Source organism: Arthrobacter sulfonylureivorans, assembly GCF_047607445.1.
GTDB lineage: Bacteria > Actinomycetota > Actinomycetes > Actinomycetales > Micrococcaceae > Crystallibacter > Crystallibacter sulfonylureivorans_A.
Genome location: NZ_JBLKRT010000027.1, coordinates 1 through 15,708 on the forward strand (window position 1 = coordinate 1; position 15,708 = coordinate 15,708).

Sequence of the window (15,708 nt, forward strand, 5' to 3'; positions counted from 1 at the left end):
GTTCATTTGCTGTTGGTGGATGCCCACCCCGGTGCCCGTCCGGTGCCGTTCGCGTCGCACAAGCGGCCGTTGTCGCTGGTGGCCTACCTGGACGCCGATGGCAACATCACCGAGGAAGGCCAGCAGGAACTCATCGGTTTCGTTCGCGAGGCCTGGCGCTTCGCCGGGCAGCACCGCGCCGAAGACATGCTGGCCTTCTGCACATCCGCCATCCGCGAGGCCGGCAATGGCAGGGCCGTGCTGGACCGGGTCAAGGCGGAGGCCAACGTCACGCTGCAGGAGCTGACTGGCCCGGAAGAGGCCGGCATGACCCTGGTGGCAGTCCGTCGCTGGTACGGCTGGGGATCGGGCACCGTTCTGGACCTGGACATCGGCGGCGGCTCATTCGAAATGGCGATGGGGCATGACGAACAGCCGGACCTGGCTGTTTCGGTGCCGCTGGGCGCCGGCCGGCTGACCCGGCAATGGCTGCCCGAGGACCCGCCGAGCGTGAAGAGCATCAAGGAACTGCACAGCTACATCCGTGAGACCATGGCTCCCGCCGTGGCGGAGTTCGCCGCCTTGGGCCGGCCGGACATGGTGGTGGGAACGTCCAAGACCTTCCGCTCGCTGGCCCGGATTGCCGGAGCCGCTCCCTCGGCGGCGGGCCCCTACGTGCGGCGCGAATTGCACCGGACCGACTTGTCCCTGTGGGCCCGACGACTGGCGGCCATGCCGGTCAGCGACCGCGTGAATCTGCCGGGGGTTTCGGTGGTGCGGGCGCCGCAGCTGCTGGCGGGCGCGATGGTTGCCGAGGCAGCGATGGAAATGTTCCGGATCGAGACACTGCAGATCTGCCCGTGGGCGCTGCGCGAAGGCCTGATCCTCAAACGCTTCGACCACCTGCTCTATGACAGCGACGCGCCGGTTAGCCCGGTGGGCACCATGCTGGTGCAGAAGGCGGTGGAGCCGGCCCCCGCCGTCGAAATAGTGGGAAGCTCGCAGCGCGGCAATTGACTGGCTCCGCAGTTCGTGGACATGTGCTGTGACGGCCGACGGCGCTGCCTTCACGGGTCGAAATAGGGCGGCGGGTTGAGAACAATGCTGCTCGTGCTGGAGCTCAGCGCTCCACAATTACGGAGCTTAAAAGGCGGCGCCGGCGAACATTGCGGTCGGTTGGGGGAGTCAACCGCTGTTCGCCGGCGCCCGGACCGGACCAGCAGATCCGGTCCATCATCACTCGCACCTTGATGAGGTCTTATAGACACTAGAGGGCGAAGTTGGGATAACCCCCTTAAGAACCTGAAAAGCAGCTGTGAGTTGTTTTTCGCTGTCCTCCGGCGCCCACGTTCAGCGGCCCGTTCAGCGGCCCGTTCAGCGGCCTGTGCGCGGTAAGCGCCGGGGCAGCCCCACGTGATTCAATGGCAGACATGACTGCTGAAGCCACTGGAACGTCATCCACCCGCCGCACCGTCTTCCTGGGCTGCGGCTCCATGAGTGAGGCCATCCTTGTGGGCCTGCTGTCCGCCGGAACGCCAGCGGGCCACGTGACGGCAACGGTGCGCCGCGGCGAGCGCGCCGAGGAGCTGCGTCATCGTTACCCGGGCCTGACGGTGCTGGCCGAGAATGACGACGCCGGTGCCAACGCCGCCGCCGTGCAGGGCGCCGACGTTGTAGTGCTGGGGGTCAAGCCGGTGGGCATTGCCGACATGTGCCGCAGCATCGCCTCGGCGCTGGATCCGACCACGGTGGTGGTCTCTGTGGCGGCGGCAGTCACTATCGACACGATGGAAGCGGCGCTGCCGGAAGGCCAGCCGCTGGTGCGCAGCATGCCCAATACGCCGCTCAAGGTCCGCCGCGGGGCCGTCGGCATCTCGGCGGGCAGCCATGTGACCGATTCCCAGCTGAACGCCGCCCGTGAGGTGTTCGCCGGAGCTGGCACCGTCGTCGTCGTTCCGGAGGAGCAACTGGACGCGGTGTCCGCGGTCAGCGGTTCGGGTCCCGCCTACGCGTTCTATCTGGCCGAAGCGATGGCTGCTGCCGGGGTGGAGCTGGGGCTGGACCCGGAGCTGTCCATGACGCTGGCCCGTGAAACGGTGGCCGGGGCTGGCATCATGCTTTCCGAGCAGGACGCTGACCCGGCCGTGCTGCGCCGCAACGTCACCAGCCCCAATGGCACCACGGAGCGGGCCATCGCCGCTTTCGATGAGGCCGGCCTGCCAAAGATCATTGCGCGCGGCGCAGCGGCCGCCGCGGAACGGGCGGCCGAACTGTCCCGCGAGCTGGCCTGAGCCGGCCGTCCAGCGGGCGGCAGCAGCTGCGCGACCGGTCCCCGCGCCCGGCTCGGGGGATGAGTCAGGGCCGCGCCAGGGCCAAGCCCGGATCAAGGCCGTGTCAGGGCTCTCTCAGGGCCGCGCGGCGAAGCGTTCCAGCAAGTCCACGTGGCCGGAGACAATCAGCATGTCCCGGCTGGATACCTTGGTTTCAGGACGCGCGTAGGTGAAGTCTTCGCCGGGGGATTTCACCCCCACCACGGTGACGCCGTACTTGGAGCGCACCTGTGACTCGCCCAGGGTGAAGCCCTGCGTTTCCTTCGGCGGGTACATCTTCACTATGGCGAATCCATCGTCGAACTCGATGAAGTCCAGCATGCGGCCGCCCACCAGGTGGGCCGCGCGCCGGCCGGCGTCTGCCTCGGGGTAGATCACGTGGTTGGCGCCGATGCGGGAGAGGATCTTGCCGTGCGAGGGCGTGATGGCCTTGACCCAGAGGTGTTCGATGCCCAGGTCCACCAGATTCACGGTGATCAACACCGAGGATTCGATCGACGTGCCGACCCCGACAACTGCCGCGCTGAACTCTTGGGCACCGAGCTGGCGCAGCGCGTCGATGTTGGTGGCGTCCGCCTCCACCACATGGGTCAGTTGGCCCGACCACTTCTGCACCAGGGCCGGATCCCGTTCGATCGCCAGTACCTCGCGGCCCTGCCGGACCAGCTGTTCAGCGGTGGAGGCGCCAAACCGGCCCAATCCGACGACCAGCACGGGCGCATTGTGGGCGGGGCGTTTGTTCGATGCGGACTTGTCAGCCAATGATCGGCCTCTCTTCTGGGTAGTGGAACAACTGGCGCCGTTCGCGCAGCGCCAACGCGGCGGCCAGGGTGATGGTCCCGACGCGGCCCGCGAACATCAGCGCGCAGAGCACGTATTTGCCCTCCGGGGGCAGCTCGGCGCTCAGGCCTGTGCTCAGGCCGCAGGTGGCGAACGCGGAGATGACTTCGAACAGCACCCGGTCCAGGGTTGCGCCGGTGAGGGCCAGCAGTATCCCGGACGCGACGGCTACAAAGGTGGCGCCCATGACGATCACCGAGATGGCCACCCGCATGGCGCCCTCCGGAATGGTCCGGCCGTGGATCTTCACGTCCCGGTCGCCGCGGGCCTCGGCGACGATGGCCAGGAACACAATGGCGATGGTCGTGACCTTGATGCCGCCGGCAGTCGACGCGGACCCGCCGCCGGCGAACATCAGGGCGTCGGTGAACAGCATGGTGGTCGGCTCCAGGTTGTTCATGTCCACCAGATTGAAGCCGAGCGATCGGGTCATGACGGAGGCGAAGGCGGAGTGCAGGACCTTGTCCCAGACGGTCATGCCGTCCAGCGTCGCCGGGTTGTTCCACTCCAGGGCCCCCCACACCAAGGCGCCGACCACCAGCAGGATCAGGGACACTTCGACGGTGATCTTGGTGTGCAGGTTCCATTTGTTGAAGCGCCAGCCACGCTCCAGCAACACCATCACCACCGGGAAGCCGAGGCTGCCCAAGAAGCCTCCGACCATCAGCGGAATCAGGATCCACTCGTCGGTTTCGTAGGGAACCAGCCCGTCCGTGTGCGGGGTGAAACCGGCATTGTTGAAGGACGAAATGGAGTAGAAGATGCCGTGCCAGGCGGCCTGGGGAAAGGATTCGCCAAGCATCAGGAAGCGGGGGAAAAGCACCAGGGCCAGGATCACTTCAATAATGACCGAGGTGGTGATCACGATCCGCAGCAGGGTACCGACTTCGCCGAGACGCCCGGCGTTGCTCATGGCTGATTGGGCGATCAGCTTGCCGCGGACACCCAGCCGCTTGCTCACCATGAGCGCCAGCAGCGAGGCCAAGGTCAGCGTGCCCAAGCCGCCGATGAAAATGGCCAGCAGGATGACGGCTTGGCCCAGGAACGTCCAATGGACGGCGGTGGAAACCACGGTCAGGCCCGTGACGCAGACCGCGGAGACCGCGGTGAAGAAAGCATCATATAGCGGGGTGATTTGCCCGTCCCTGGCGGCCGCTGGCAAGGACAGCAGCCCGGTGAACACCAGGATCACCGCCACGTAGACGATCAGGGCCAGCCGCGCAGGCGAGCTGTTGGCGACGCTGTCCACGAAGTCGCGGAGCGTGCGCAGGAGCCAGAATCGTCCGTGCTCCTGCTCGGCCAGCCACGACGGCTGCTGTCTGGTCATCCCGATCGCTTCTGTCCGGCTCCGAATCGCTGATTTGTTCCTTGCAGTAGTAAATCATCAATTACCCGTGCGGGCGCCGGACGAATGCGTGCCGGAGAGCGGTTTCGCGTAGCCTGTCTGTGATGTCAGCTACCCCAGTTCCCCCGGTTCCCACTTTGGCGGTGTGGAGCGACTCCCTCTTGGCCTACAATTTCGGCGCTCACCACCCCATGTCCCCGATCCGGTTGGAGCTGACTGCGCGGTTGGCCGACGAATACGCCATCTTCCACCGGCCGAATGTCACTTTGGCCGCGGCGGAGAGCGCCGGGGACGCCGAGTTGGAAACGGTCCACGATCCGGCCTACGTCGCAGCGGTAAAGGCGGTCAGTGAAGACCCGTCGGCGGTGGATGAAGCGCGCGGACTCGGCACCGAAGACGATCCGGTGTTCGCCGGCATGCATGCCGCCAGCGCCCGGATTGCAGGCGCCTCGCTCCAGTTGGCGTCCGCCATTCTGGACGGGTCGGCGCTGCATGCGGTCAACTTTGCCGGCGGCATGCACCACGCGGCGCGAGGCAAGGCGAGCGGGTTCTGCATCTACAACGACTGCGCACTGGCCATCCAACGCCTGCTGGACGGCGGCGTGCAACGGGTTGCCTATGTGGACGTTGATGCCCACCATGGCGATGGCGTGCAGTCGATTTTCTACAACGACCCGCGGGTGCTGACCATCTCCTTGCATGAGACCGGTACCCACCTGTTTCCCGGAACGGGTTTCGCCAACGAAAGCGGCGGCGCAGAGGCGCTGGGCAGTTCGGTCAACGTAGCCCTTCCACCCCGGAGCGGTGATGCCGCCTTCCTGCGCGCCTTCCACGCGGTGGTCCCGCAGCTGGTCAGGGCCTTTGCGCCCGAAGTAATCGTTAGCCAGCATGGCTGTGACAACCACGCCCGCGACATGCTGAGCAGCCTGCGCCTGAGCATTGACGCGCAACGGCAGATGATGCTTGACATGGCCGATCTGGCCCGCGAGGTCGCGGACGACCGGTGGATCGCCACCGGCGGCGGCGGCTACGACGTCTTCAACGTGGTCCCGCGGTCCTGGACCCACATGCTGGCCATTGTTTCCGGCCGGCCCATCCCGTTGCACAGCGAGGTGCCGCAGTCCTGGCACGAGTACGTGGAGGTGCGGTACGGTCAGCAGGCTCCGCTGTACATGGGCGACGACGCCGACCTCTGGTGGCGTTCCTGGGAAGTCGGTTATGACCCGAACGACAGCGTGGACCGCACCGTGATGGCTACCCGCAAGGAAATCTTCCCGTACCACGGCCTGGATCCGTGGTTCGACTGAGCTCTCCTCTCTTGTCCACTGTTGGTGTTCCGGCGCGCATGGTGTAACGATTTCGCTGTCTGCGGTTTCCGAACAGCCGCCGGGGGTGCCCGGCGGGCATATATGCGATTAGGGTAATGGAATGGCCATCGATGACGTCTTTGCAGTGATTGCCGAAGGTACGCGCCGGGACATACTCGGTTCGCTTCGCGACGGAGATAAGGCGGTCGGCGAGCTGGTCGAAGAACTCGAAGTCAGCCAGCCGACCGTCTCCAAGCATTTGAAGGTGCTGCGCGAGGCCGGCTTGGTGTCCATGCGCGCCCAGGGGCAGAAGCGGTACTACTCGCTGCGGACCGGGCCACTGCAGGATGTGGCCGAATGGATTGTCGGCTTCGGTGTCGAAGTGCTGCCCGCGGCCGAGCCGGTGGCACCGGTGGTGGCGGCCGCCGTCGTTGCTCCCCAAGAGCCGGGACATGCGGTCTCCGGACGAAGCCTGGAAGTTCCGGTGCCGGCCAACCTCAGCCGGTCGCTGGGGCAGGCCGCGAACAAAGCGACCACCAAGGCTGCCGACCTCTTTGCGCATCTGCCCAAACTGCCGCGCCGGCGCCGCGGGTAAGCGTGACGAGCTGCCGCGACGGCGCCGCGCGTAAGTGCGACGAGCTGCCGCGCCGGCGCCGCGGGTAAGCGCGACGAGCTGCCGCGCCAGAGCCGCGGCTGAACGCTCGCCGGGGATGGCCGGCACCGGAGGCCGGGCGGTGATGACTCACACATTCTGTCTCCGCATGCTTGTTCCCGATGCGGGTGTCCGCCCGCACATTTCGCGCACGCCAACGCTGCGCGGGGCCGGAATTATAGGGCCGGGCGCGGTACAACAGCCGGTATCACCGCGGCGCGGCCGCGTTACGGGGCACTTCAGCGATATGTCAGATGTGTTTCTTGGTTCCCGCCTCGGTGTGGTTTTCTTTGTGAGGGCCTGAAGCAAGTTGAGTGCCCCAATACGTCAGCTAGGGAAGGGACGCACCCATGGATGCCCATCTGCTTGAAGTCCGCGACGAAGTCTTCCGCCGCAATCCAGGCGAAACGGAATTCCACCAGGCCGTCAACGAAGTCTTTGAAACCCTGGAGCCGCTCTCCGCCCGGCACCCCGAATACACCGATGCCGCCATTCTGCAGCGTATCTGCGAACCCGAACGCCAGATCATCTTCCGGGTCCCGTGGATGGACGACGCCGGCAACGTCCAGATCAACCGTGGCTTCCGCGTCGAATTCAACTCCGCACTCGGCCCGTACAAGGGCGGCCTGCGGTTCCACCCGTCGGTGTACCTGGGCATTGTCAAATTCCTGGGCTTCGAGCAGATCTTCAAGAATGCCCTGACCGGCATGCCCATCGGCGGCGGCAAGGGCGGCTCGGACTTTGACCCGCGCGGCCGTTCCGACAACGAAGTGATGCGTTTCTGCCAGTCCTTCATGACCGAGCTGTACCGCCACATTGGCGAATACACCGACGTTCCCGCCGGAGACATGGGCGTGGGTACCCGCGAGATCGGCTACCTGTTCGGCCAGTACAAGCGCATCACTAACCGCTACGAGTCCGGCGTGCTCACCGGCAAGGGCACCGGCTGGGGCGGTTCGCTGGTCCGGCCCGAAGCCACCGGCTACGGCGCCGTGCTGTTCGCCCAGGAGATGCTCAAGACCCGGGGCCAGAGCTTCGACGGTCAGCGCGTGGTGATCTCCGGTTCCGGCAACGTGGCGATCAACGCCATCGAAAAGGCCCAGGCGCTCGGTGCCAAGGTGGTCACCGCCTCCGACTCCGGCGGTTACGTGGTGGACGAAGCCGGCATCGACGTCGAACTGCTGCGCCAGATCAAGGAAGTTGAGCGCGGCCGCATCTCCGACTACGCCGAGCGCCGCGGCGCCGGCGTCCACTACGTGGCCGAGGGCAATGTCTGGGACGTCGACTGCACCGTGGCCCTGCCCAGCGCGACGCAGAACGAGTTGGACGACAAGTCCGCCCGCCGCCTGGTGGAAGCCGGTTTGGTTGCGGTCGCCGAAGGCGCCAATATGCCCTGCACCAGCGAAGCCGCCGCCATCTTCCAGGAAGCGAATGTGCTCTTCGGCCCCGGCAAGGCAGCCAATGCCGGCGGCGTGGCCACCTCCGCGCTGGAAATGCAGCAGAACGCCAGCCGCGACGCGTGGAGCTTCGAGTACACCGAACAGCGGCTGACGGACATCATGGTGGGCATCCACGACCGCTGTGCCGAGACCGCCGACAAGTACGGCATGCCCGGCAACTACGTGGCCGGCGCCAACATCTCCGGCTTCAAGAAGGTTGCAGACGCGATGCTGGCACAGGGGCTCATCTAGTCCCGCTGACCCGGCAAAAACCCACTGCACGACGACGGTGCCCGCCCTGAGGCGGGCACCGTCGTTTTGGTCTCGGTGCGGAACTGTAAGCTCGGTCCATGGTTCAGACACTGATCGGGCTGGATATCGGCGGCAGCAAGACGCACGGTATCCGGCTGGACGACGGCCGGGTGGTCGCCGAAGCGACGGCGGGCAGCGCGAACGTGCAGAACGCCAGCCCGGCCCAGGCCGCCGCTGCCTTGTCCGAGGTGTTCGGCCGGCTTGGCGCGGCCCGGATCGCTGCGGTCTACGCCGGAGCCGGCGGCATCGACACCGACGGCGACGCCGCGGCGCTGCGCGCGCTGCTTGCCCCGCTGGCCCCCGGAGCGGCCATCCATGTGGTCCACGACACCCGGCTGGTGCTGGCCGCCGGCCACCGGAGGACCGGAATCGGCGTGGTGGCCGGTACCGGATCGTCTGTGTGGGGCGTCAACGACGCCGGCGAGGAAGCCCGTGCCGGCGGTTGGGGGCACCTGCTCGGCGACGAAGGCAGCGGCTACTGGCTGGGCCGGGAGGCTGTCCGGCATGCGCTCTCCCGGCTGGATGCCGGCCTGCAGCCGGATCGGCTGACGGCGCTGCTGTTAGCGGACTGCGGACTGCGGAAACCCGTGGACTTGATCGCCATGTTTCACTCGCCGCAGACCGACCGGCGGTTCTGGGCGGACAAGTCCCGGGTGGTGGTGGCCGCCGCCGAGGAGGGCGAAGAGCCGGCTGCAGGGATTATTGACCGCGCAGCGGCCGACCTCGCCGGCCAGATCCGATTGGTGGCGGCCCGGCTCGGCTTGGCCGGCCCGGTGGTCCTTGGCGGCGGACTGGGAGCCAACGTCCAGCGCTTCCAGCGGTCTGTCGCTGCAGCGCTGGAACCGCACGGCATCACCGAGATCCGTCCGCTGGACCGGGAACCGGTCTTCGGCATCGATATCCTGGCCGGGCTGGCCTCGCCGGACGCGGCCAGGCACCAGTGAGTGCACCGCAGCGGCGACCGGCGGAACCCGCCGGGGAGGCCCGATCCACCGGCGTCACATTCGGTCATGTCGCGGGTGCCGGTTTTCCGGCCCCGGAGCATGCGGCGTAGAGTGCCGGTATGACGACTCGTTGGTATGCGTATTTTGCGTTGGCTCTGGAGGGGCCTGACGTAACCGCTTAGCGCGTACGCATATCAACCTTCAGAGCCAACAGGGCAGAGATGATTCTCTGCCCTTCGCCATTTCTCCGGCGGGTTCTGTGGTCCCGCCGCCAACAGACGGGACACCGAACATGAATGCACCAGCCAGCCGCCTCCTGGAAGCGTCCGCGCAGCCCGAAGCGACAGCGCTCCGCGCAGGCGACGGAGTCGGCGAAACACCTACGCCGCGCGGCACCAATAACCTGCGGGTGAGCAGCTTCAAGCCGCTGCCGTCGCCAGCGGAACTCATGGCCGAGCAGCCGCTGACGGCTGGGGCGGCCGCCGTCGTGGCCCGTGGCCGGGAGGAAATCCGCGCGGTCATGGACGGCGTGGACGACCGGCTGCTGGTGATCGTCGGTCCATGCTCCATCCACGACACCGAGGCCGGCCTGGACTATGCGCGCCGGCTGGCCCAGGTTGCGCGGGAACACCGCGAAGAATTGCTGATCGTGATGCGCACCTACTTCGAGAAACCGCGTACCACCGTCGGCTGGAAGGGCCTGGTCAATGATCCCCGCCTGGACGGATCCCACGACATAGCCGCCGGGCTGCGGCTGGCGCGGACCTTCCTGCTGGAGGTGGCCGAGCTGGGCCTGCCGGTGGCCACCGAATTCCTGGAACCGATCAGCCCCCAGTACTTGGCGGACCTGGTCAGCTGGGGCGCGATCGGTGCGCGGACCACGGAGAGCCAGATCCACCGCCAACTGGTGTCCGGCCTATCCATGCCGGTGGGATTCAAGAACGGCACGGACGGCGGACTGCAGGTGGCACTCGATGCCTGCCAGGCCGCGTCCGCGGCGCAGACTTTCCTGGGGATCGACGGCGACGGTCGTGCCGCTCTGGTGGCCACCGACGGCAACCCGGACACCCACTTGATCCTGCGCGGCGGCAAGACCGGCCCGAACTACAGCGCCGAGCATGTTGCAGCCGCCTCCGCAGCGCTGGCGGAGGCGGGACTGAATCCGCGGCTGATCGTGGATGCCAGCCACGCCAACAGCGGCAAGAGCCACCACCGCCAGGCCGAGGTGGCGCTGGAGATCGCGGCGCAACTCGAGGCAGGCGGCAGCGCAATCGCCGGCATCATGATGGAGAGCTTCCTGGTAGGCGGAGCGCAGAAAATGGATGTCGCTGAAAACGCTGACGGGGCCGGCCTGGTCTACGGGCAGAGCGTGACGGACGCCTGCATGGAGTGGGATGTGACCGCCGACGTGCTGGCGCAGCTGGCAGCCACGGCCCGACATCGGGGAGCAAGCGCCGCCCCGCGGACGCAGGCCGTGCAGCAATAAATCACTTACGCTACAGTGGCCGCTTTCACTTTCGCCACAACAGCCTCTAAAGTATCTAGGAAGAAGGTTTGGGGCAGGGCAAGGCGGCACGCCGTCGTCGTTGCTTACAGTAAAGGAACAGTGCGAAATGGCTGACGAGAACAACTTCTCGAATGTGCGCTTCTTGACGGTGTCGGAAGTGGCCGCAGTCATGCGCGTGTCCAAGATGACCGTTTACCGGCTGGTGCATTCGGGTGAGATGCCTGCCGTTCGCTTTGGACGTTCCTACCGGGTGCCCGAATCGGCCGTGGAGGAGTACTTGCGCGGTGCGGTGATCGACCGGGAAACCGGCACCGCCTGACATCCGGACAGCGGCTCCGCGGCCTTCGGCGGTCAATGACGGGTGCGCGGAAGCTGTACCCTGTTAAGGAACGTTTTACGTCATCGTCGGAAAACCGTAAGTTGGCGTGTGCCCCCGCCGGGCACCGGCAGCGCGGAAACTATCAGTGAATGAGGGACTCGTGGGTTCAGTTATTAAGAAGCGCCGCAAGCGTATGGCCAAGAAGAAGCACCGCAAGCTGCTTCGCAAGACCCGCCACCAGCGCCGCAACAAGAAGTAGGACCGTTTACCGGTTTACAAGCTTCCACGGTCCGTCAGGAAACTGGCGGACCGTGTGCGTTTAAGTCACTTGTTTAAGCCGCGTGCCGGCGGAACCGGTTTACGCCGCGCCACAGCCCGTAGACTGCGCCCGCGCCGGTGGCGGCCTTGAGCCCCAGCGTGGCCGCGCGGCGACCGCTGCGGAAGTCATAGACCGGCCAGTTGTTCTCCCGGGCGTGCCGGCGCAGCCGGGTATCCGGATTGATGGCCACCGGATTGCCCACCAGGGTCAGCAGCGGAACATCGTTGTAGGAGTCGCTGTAGGCCCAGCAGCGTGCCAGGTCGAGGCCCTGCCGGGTTGCCAGTTCTTCGACCGCAACGGCTTTGGCCGGCCCGTGCAGGATGTCCCCGACCAGCCGTCCGGTGTACGCCCCGTTCTCGAGTTCGCCGACCGTGCCCAGCGCTCCGGTCAGGCCCAGCCGGTCCGCAATCACGGCGGCCACTTCCACCGGGGTAGCCGTGACCAGCCAGACCCTCCGGCCCACGCGCAGGTGCTGGTCTGCCAATGCCCGGGTGCCGGGCCAAATCTTGGACGCGATGACTTCGTCATAGACCTCGTCGCCCAACTGCTTGACGTCGTCGCTCAACAGGCCGGTGGCCAGGGCCAAGGCCGTCTCCCGGATGGACTGGATGTCCTTCAGACTTTCGCCGCGCATCAGGAACCGCGCCTGCTTGAAACCGAAGCTGGCAGCGTCCCGCATCCGGAAGGCGCCCCGCTGATACATCTTGCGGGCCACGTGGAACAGGCTCGCGCCGCGCATCAGCGTGTTGTCGACGTCGAAAAATGCGGCCTCCGTCCCCGGATCGGCGGAGACCGAGGCTCGCTGTGCATGGCCGGCGGCGGACTTGGACATACTTCGAGTCTAACGAGGCGCCGGGGATTCCCCGTTCACCACCGCCGACGGCTACCGTGGAAGTTATGAACGGATCCGAGCGCCGCAACCACGAATTGGTGCTGCTGACTAAACCCGGCTGCCATCTGTGCCAGGCGGCACGCGAGACGGTGGGCACCGTCGCGGGGGAGCTCGGTGTGCCCTGGGCGGAAAAAAACATCCTGGAAGACCCGGAGCTGGAGCGCCGCTTTGTGGAAGAGATCCCGGTGGTCATGATCGACGGCGTGCAGCGGGATTTCTGGCACATAGATGCGGAGCGCCTGCGGCGCCTGCTCACGCAGTAGCTTCTACCGCCCCGTTGTCATCGGAGTTGGAGACCGGCGCGGCGGAGCTTAATCTAAGGGAACACCAGCCTTGGCAGGACAACCGCCGGGGCAGCCAGGAACCGGAACGGCGCCAAACAGCCTGCCCGGAGCCCGCAGCAGGCATCGGAGCGAGAACAGTGACCCACCTCCCGGACATCGAGGCGGCCAAGCCTTCCGGTCAGGAGATCCCGCCGGCTGCGCTGGCACGCCTGACCATCTACCTCCGGGTGCTGAATTCGCTGATGGCCGGTGGCACGGAACGCATATCGTCGGAGCAGCTGGCTGAATCCGCCGGGGTCAGCCCGCCCACCCTGCGCAAGGACCTGTCCTACCTGGGGTCCTTCGGCACCCGCGGCGTGGGCTACGACGTGCGCCTGGTCAGCCAGGAGATTTCCGCCGCTTTGGGCCTCCTGCATGAGTGGAAAGTCGCGATCGTCGGCGTCGGCAACCTGGGCAGGGCGCTGGCCGGTTACTCCGGTTTCTCCACCAAGGGGTTCGGTGTGGTGGCGCTCTTCGACGCGGACCCGGCCGTGGTCGGGTCCGAAGTGGCAGGGCTGCGCGTCAGTCCCATCTCCGAACTGGAAGCCGTCCTGCGCCAGACCGCGGCCAACATGGCGGTCCTGGCGGTGCCTGCCGGCGTGGCCCAGGGACTCTGTGACCGGCTGGTGGCTGCCGGAGTGATGAGCATCCTCAGCTTCGCACCAGTGGTGCTCCAGGTGCCGCCGACCGTGCAACTGCGCAAGGTGGACATGGCCACCGAATTGCAGATTCTGGCCTACCACGCACAACGGGCGCAGGAGACGGAGGACAACTCCGAGTCCAGCGCCCGTCGCTAGCCGGCGTGGAACAGCCCGGCCGGTTGGCTTAGCGGCCGTAGATGCCGTACTTGTGCGCCTTGGTGGCCTGGAAGAACTGGTTCGATGCCGGCAGGAACAGCAGAACGATCGCCGCGATGCCCAGCAGCACGGACAGCGTGCCGAACCAGATGTTGAAGAGCCCAAAGAGCGACAGCGCGGCAAACACGGTGCCGGTGATCCGGGCCCAGTTCTTGCCGGCCTTTACGCCGAAGGCCACCAGCAGGTACAGGCCGACGGCGATCACCGCGGTGACGACAATGATCACTCCGGCCGTGCCACTCATCATCTGCGACAGTTCGGCGTCGGAGAACTGACCACCCTGCTCGCCGAGGGCTTCGCGGACTGACGGATCCTGGAGCACCGCCGCCATGGTCCCATCCAGGTTGGACAGCTCGGTCAGCATCTCGATGGCGGTCAATGCCGCCGCCGCAATGATCAGCCAGAACGCGATGACCACTTCGCGCGGACGCGTAGGTTTGGCGCCGACCTGCGGCTGGCCGCTCGGGTAACCGTACTGACCCGGCACGGCGTTCTGGTAGCCATACGGCTGCTGCCCGTACTGCTGGCCATAGGGAGACTGGCCCTGCTGTCCCTGGCCGTAGGGCTGCTGACCGTACTGCGGAGCGTTCTGCCCATACTGCTGGCCGTATTGCGGGGCGTTCTGCCCATACTGCGGCTGATCGGAGCCCGGCTGCTGCGGGGCGTTCTGCCCGTACTGCGGCAAATTTTGGCCGTACTGAGGCAAGTTCTGCCCGTACTGGGGCTGTTCCTGGCCGTCGGGCCGGCCTTCCCCGTCACCGGGCTTGTTCGGTTCGTTCTGTGGGGTGCTCATGGCCGGATCCTTTTCATCTCATCCGCGGCCGGGGCCTGCGAGCCCGGCCGCCGGGGCGCGTGGAGGCTGTTACTGCAACACTACAATGCAGTCCAGCGCCGTGTCGGTCGCCCTGAAGGATGATTTTGGGGCCGCCGGAAGGGGATTCGCGGCATGGGCCGGCGGCCGGTCTTTTGGGCATACCGGCCCGGTTTGAGACACTGGTAAGCATGCCCGAAGCCACTGTCCATCTGCTCCGCCACGGCGAGGTCCACAACCCCGACCGTGTGCTTTATGGCAGGCTGCCGAGCTTCCGCCTGTCTGAGCTGGGGCAGGAGATGGCCCGCCGCGCTGGTGACTACTTTTCGGAGCGCCGGAAAGAGGGCGCCACCATCAGTTATCTGGTGGCCTCGCCGCTAACCCGGGCGCAAGAGACCGCCGAGCCCACCGCGAAGGCTCTGGGCCTCGAGATTGTTACCGATGAGCGGATCATCGAAGCCGAGAACCACTTCGAGGGCTTGGCCGACATCCGCTCACACCTGCGCGAGCCCCGGTACTGGCGGCGCCTTTACAATCCCTTCCGGCCGTCCTGGGGGGAGCCGTACGCGGCGCAGGTGGCCCGAATGCGCGAAGCCATCGACGACGCCCGGCGTCATGCCGTTGAGTTCGGCGGCCCCGGAGCCGAGGCGATCCTGGTCAGCCACCAGCTGCCCATCTGGGTCACCCGACTGGCCAGCGAGGGCAAGCCGCTCTGGCACGATCCCCGTCGCCGGCAGTGCACGCTGGCGTCAGTGACCTCCCTGGAGTTCGACGGCGGGCGGCTCGCCGCGGTGCGCTATGAAGAGCCCTGCTCCGATTTGCTGCCCGGTGCGGCGAACCTGCCGGGAGCATAATAGAATTACTACGCGTTGTAGAAGTGGGATGCCCTCAACCCCACGAAGAAGAGTGTGACTGTGACTGCCGATAACCCCCGATTGTTCGACCGCCGTACCGTGTTCAAGGCCGGTGCGGGGCTGCTTGGTGCCTTGTCGCTGGCGGCCTGTTCCGTGGAGGACCCGTTGGCGCAGCAGGCCAACGCCGGAGACAACAAGAACTACATCGCCGGCGACGGATCGGTGACCGAATATGCGCCCGGTTCCCGGGGCGAACCGGTGCAGCTGACCGCCAAGCTCTTTGACGGCACCCCCGTCGATGCAGCCGACTGGGCCGGCAAAGTCACCGTGCTGAACTTCTGGTACGCCTCCTGTGCACCGTGCCGGCTGGAAGCCCCGGACCTGCAGGCCCTCAGCGAAGAGTTCGCCGACGGCGCCCAGTTCTACGGCGTCAACATCCGTGACGAGCGGCCCACCGCCGAGGCCTTCGAGCGCAACTTCGGGATCACGTACCCCAGTTTCATGGACAAGGACGGCGGCATCCTGCTGGCCATGACATCCTATGTGCCGCCCCAGGCCGTGCCCACCACGCTGGTGCTGGACAAGGAAAGCCGGGTCGCCGCCCGGATCCTGGGCGTGGCGGACAAGGGCACGCTCAAAGCCCTGATCAAAGACGCAGTGGCCGCGTAGCCGTGGGGT

At 66.4% G+C, this 15,708-nt stretch carries 17 protein-coding genes; 13 read left to right on the plus strand and 4 right to left on the minus strand.

From position 1 onward, the window contains the following. Both ACMX2H_RS13255 and proC read left to right on the plus strand, forming a co-directional pair. A partial coding sequence (locus ACMX2H_RS13255; RefSeq protein WP_414960948.1) for a Ppx/GppA phosphatase family protein occupies positions 1-996 on the plus strand: 996 nt, incomplete at its 5' end. 413 nt (positions 997-1,409) lie between these two features. Continuing rightward, complete coding sequence (gene proC / locus ACMX2H_RS13260) at positions 1,410-2,270, plus strand: pyrroline-5-carboxylate reductase (protein ID WP_414960949.1); 861 nt, start codon at positions 1,410-1,412, stop codon at positions 2,268-2,270. Positions 2,271-2,384: 114 nt separating this feature from the next. On the opposite strand, the gene ACMX2H_RS13265 is transcribed toward proC, so the two are convergent. Both ACMX2H_RS13265 and ACMX2H_RS13270 read right to left on the minus strand, forming a co-directional pair. Then, entirely contained in the window at positions 2,385-3,023 is a 639-nt protein-coding gene (locus tag ACMX2H_RS13265) for a potassium channel family protein (RefSeq protein WP_127512900.1), read from the minus strand. A gap of 40 nt (positions 3,024-3,063) precedes the next feature. Beyond that, positions 3,064-4,476 carry a TrkH family potassium uptake protein gene (locus tag ACMX2H_RS13270; RefSeq protein ID WP_414960950.1) on the minus strand — a complete coding sequence of 471 codons (1,413 nt, stop codon included), beginning with the start codon at positions 4,474-4,476 and terminating at the stop codon, positions 3,064-3,066. Positions 4,477-4,598: 122 nt separating this feature from the next. On the opposite strand from ACMX2H_RS13270, the gene ACMX2H_RS13275 reads away from it, so the two are divergent. The 7 genes from ACMX2H_RS13275 to ACMX2H_RS13305 all read left to right on the plus strand — a co-directional run bounded on the left by ACMX2H_RS13275 (position 4,599) and on the right by ACMX2H_RS13305 (position 11,233). Continuing rightward, positions 4,599-5,801 (plus strand): acetoin utilization protein AcuC, encoded by a 1,203-nt coding sequence (locus ACMX2H_RS13275; protein WP_414960951.1) that lies wholly within the window; start codon positions 4,599-4,601, stop codon positions 5,799-5,801. A gap of 121 nt (positions 5,802-5,922) precedes the next feature. Beyond that, the gene (locus ACMX2H_RS13280; RefSeq protein WP_136785824.1) at positions 5,923-6,396 is read left to right on the plus strand and encodes an ArsR/SmtB family transcription factor; all 474 of its coding nucleotides are present in this window, start codon (positions 5,923-5,925) and stop codon (positions 6,394-6,396) included. 407 nt (positions 6,397-6,803) lie between these two features. Further along, a complete protein-coding gene (gene gdhA / locus ACMX2H_RS13285) occupies positions 6,804-8,144 on the plus strand; it encodes an NADP-specific glutamate dehydrogenase (protein WP_414960952.1) in 1,341 nt (446 codons plus the stop codon). 98 nt (positions 8,145-8,242) lie between these two features. Continuing rightward, positions 8,243-9,148, plus strand: a complete 906-nt coding sequence (locus ACMX2H_RS13290; RefSeq protein WP_414960953.1) for an N-acetylglucosamine kinase — start codon at positions 8,243-8,245, stop codon at positions 9,146-9,148. Positions 9,149-9,440: 292 nt separating this feature from the next. After that, the gene (locus tag ACMX2H_RS13295) at positions 9,441-10,634 is read left to right on the plus strand and encodes a 3-deoxy-7-phosphoheptulonate synthase (protein WP_414960954.1); all 1,194 of its coding nucleotides are present in this window, start codon (positions 9,441-9,443) and stop codon (positions 10,632-10,634) included. 127 nt (positions 10,635-10,761) lie between these two features. Beyond that, positions 10,762-10,974 carry a helix-turn-helix domain-containing protein gene (locus tag ACMX2H_RS13300; protein WP_127512893.1) on the plus strand — a complete coding sequence of 71 codons (213 nt, stop codon included), beginning with the start codon at positions 10,762-10,764 and terminating at the stop codon, positions 10,972-10,974. A gap of 160 nt (positions 10,975-11,134) precedes the next feature. Further along, positions 11,135-11,233, plus strand: a complete 99-nt coding sequence (locus ACMX2H_RS13305; RefSeq protein WP_003792170.1) for a 30S ribosomal protein bS22 — start codon at positions 11,135-11,137, stop codon at positions 11,231-11,233. A 73-nt stretch (positions 11,234-11,306) separates the two neighbouring features. On the opposite strand, the gene ACMX2H_RS13310 is transcribed toward ACMX2H_RS13305, so the two are convergent. Then, positions 11,307-12,125: an HAD family hydrolase gene (locus ACMX2H_RS13310; protein WP_414960955.1), complete on the minus strand. Its 819-nt coding sequence runs from the start codon at positions 12,123-12,125 to the stop codon at positions 11,307-11,309. Positions 12,126-12,190: 65 nt separating this feature from the next. Here ACMX2H_RS13310 and ACMX2H_RS13315 point away from each other — a divergent pair, with 65 nt between their 5' ends. Together ACMX2H_RS13315 and ACMX2H_RS13320 are read left to right on the plus strand one after the other, a co-directional pair. Next, the gene (locus ACMX2H_RS13315; RefSeq protein ID WP_414960956.1) at positions 12,191-12,448 is read left to right on the plus strand and encodes a glutaredoxin family protein; all 258 of its coding nucleotides are present in this window, start codon (positions 12,191-12,193) and stop codon (positions 12,446-12,448) included. 158 nt (positions 12,449-12,606) lie between these two features. Next, entirely contained in the window at positions 12,607-13,305 is a 699-nt protein-coding gene (locus ACMX2H_RS13320; RefSeq protein ID WP_414960957.1) for a redox-sensing transcriptional repressor Rex, read from the plus strand. 28 nt (positions 13,306-13,333) lie between these two features. Here ACMX2H_RS13320 and ACMX2H_RS13325 read toward each other — a convergent pair whose 3' ends face one another. Continuing rightward, positions 13,334-14,158, minus strand: coding sequence for a hypothetical protein (locus ACMX2H_RS13325; RefSeq protein WP_414960958.1), 825 nt, complete (start codon positions 14,156-14,158; stop codon positions 13,334-13,336). 209 nt (positions 14,159-14,367) lie between these two features. On the opposite strand from ACMX2H_RS13325, the gene ACMX2H_RS13330 reads away from it, so the two are divergent. Continuing rightward, positions 14,368-15,030 (plus strand): histidine phosphatase family protein, encoded by a 663-nt coding sequence (locus ACMX2H_RS13330; RefSeq protein WP_414960959.1) that lies wholly within the window; start codon positions 14,368-14,370, stop codon positions 15,028-15,030. Between the two features lie 54 nt (positions 15,031-15,084). Beyond that, positions 15,085-15,699 carry a TlpA family protein disulfide reductase gene (locus tag ACMX2H_RS13335; RefSeq protein ID WP_414960960.1) on the plus strand — a complete coding sequence of 205 codons (615 nt, stop codon included), beginning with the start codon at positions 15,085-15,087 and terminating at the stop codon, positions 15,697-15,699. Positions 15,700-15,708: the final 9 nt, after the last annotated feature.

What these genes read in the sequence shown, in the direction of transcription:
- ACMX2H_RS13275 (WP_414960951.1), top strand. Translation starts at nt 4,599, where the DNA reads ATGTCAGCTACCCCAGTTCCCCCGGTTCCCACTTTGGCGGTGTGGAGC.
- ACMX2H_RS13330 (WP_414960959.1), top strand. Translation starts at nt 14,368, where the DNA reads ATGCCCGAAGCCACTGTCCATCTGCTCCGCCACGGCGAGGTCCACAAC.
- ACMX2H_RS13280 (WP_136785824.1), top strand. Translation starts at nt 5,923, where the DNA reads ATGGCCATCGATGACGTCTTTGCAGTGATTGCCGAAGGTACGCGCCGG.
- ACMX2H_RS13270 (WP_414960950.1), bottom strand. Translation starts at nt 4,476, where the DNA reads ATGACCAGACAGCAGCCGTCGTGGCTGGCCGAGCAGGAGCACGGACGA.
- proC (WP_414960949.1), top strand. Translation starts at nt 1,410, where the DNA reads ATGACTGCTGAAGCCACTGGAACGTCATCCACCCGCCGCACCGTCTTC.
- ACMX2H_RS13300 (WP_127512893.1), top strand. Translation starts at nt 10,762, where the DNA reads ATGGCTGACGAGAACAACTTCTCGAATGTGCGCTTCTTGACGGTGTCG.
- gdhA (WP_414960952.1), top strand. Translation starts at nt 6,804, where the DNA reads ATGGATGCCCATCTGCTTGAAGTCCGCGACGAAGTCTTCCGCCGCAAT.
- ACMX2H_RS13325 (WP_414960958.1), bottom strand. Translation starts at nt 14,158, where the DNA reads ATGAGCACCCCACAGAACGAACCGAACAAGCCCGGTGACGGGGAAGGC.
- ACMX2H_RS13290 (WP_414960953.1), top strand. Translation starts at nt 8,243, where the DNA reads ATGGTTCAGACACTGATCGGGCTGGATATCGGCGGCAGCAAGACGCAC.
- ACMX2H_RS13315 (WP_414960956.1), top strand. Translation starts at nt 12,191, where the DNA reads ATGAACGGATCCGAGCGCCGCAACCACGAATTGGTGCTGCTGACTAAA.
- ACMX2H_RS13310 (WP_414960955.1), bottom strand. Translation starts at nt 12,125, where the DNA reads ATGTCCAAGTCCGCCGCCGGCCATGCACAGCGAGCCTCGGTCTCCGCC.
- ACMX2H_RS13295 (WP_414960954.1), top strand. Translation starts at nt 9,441, where the DNA reads ATGAATGCACCAGCCAGCCGCCTCCTGGAAGCGTCCGCGCAGCCCGAA.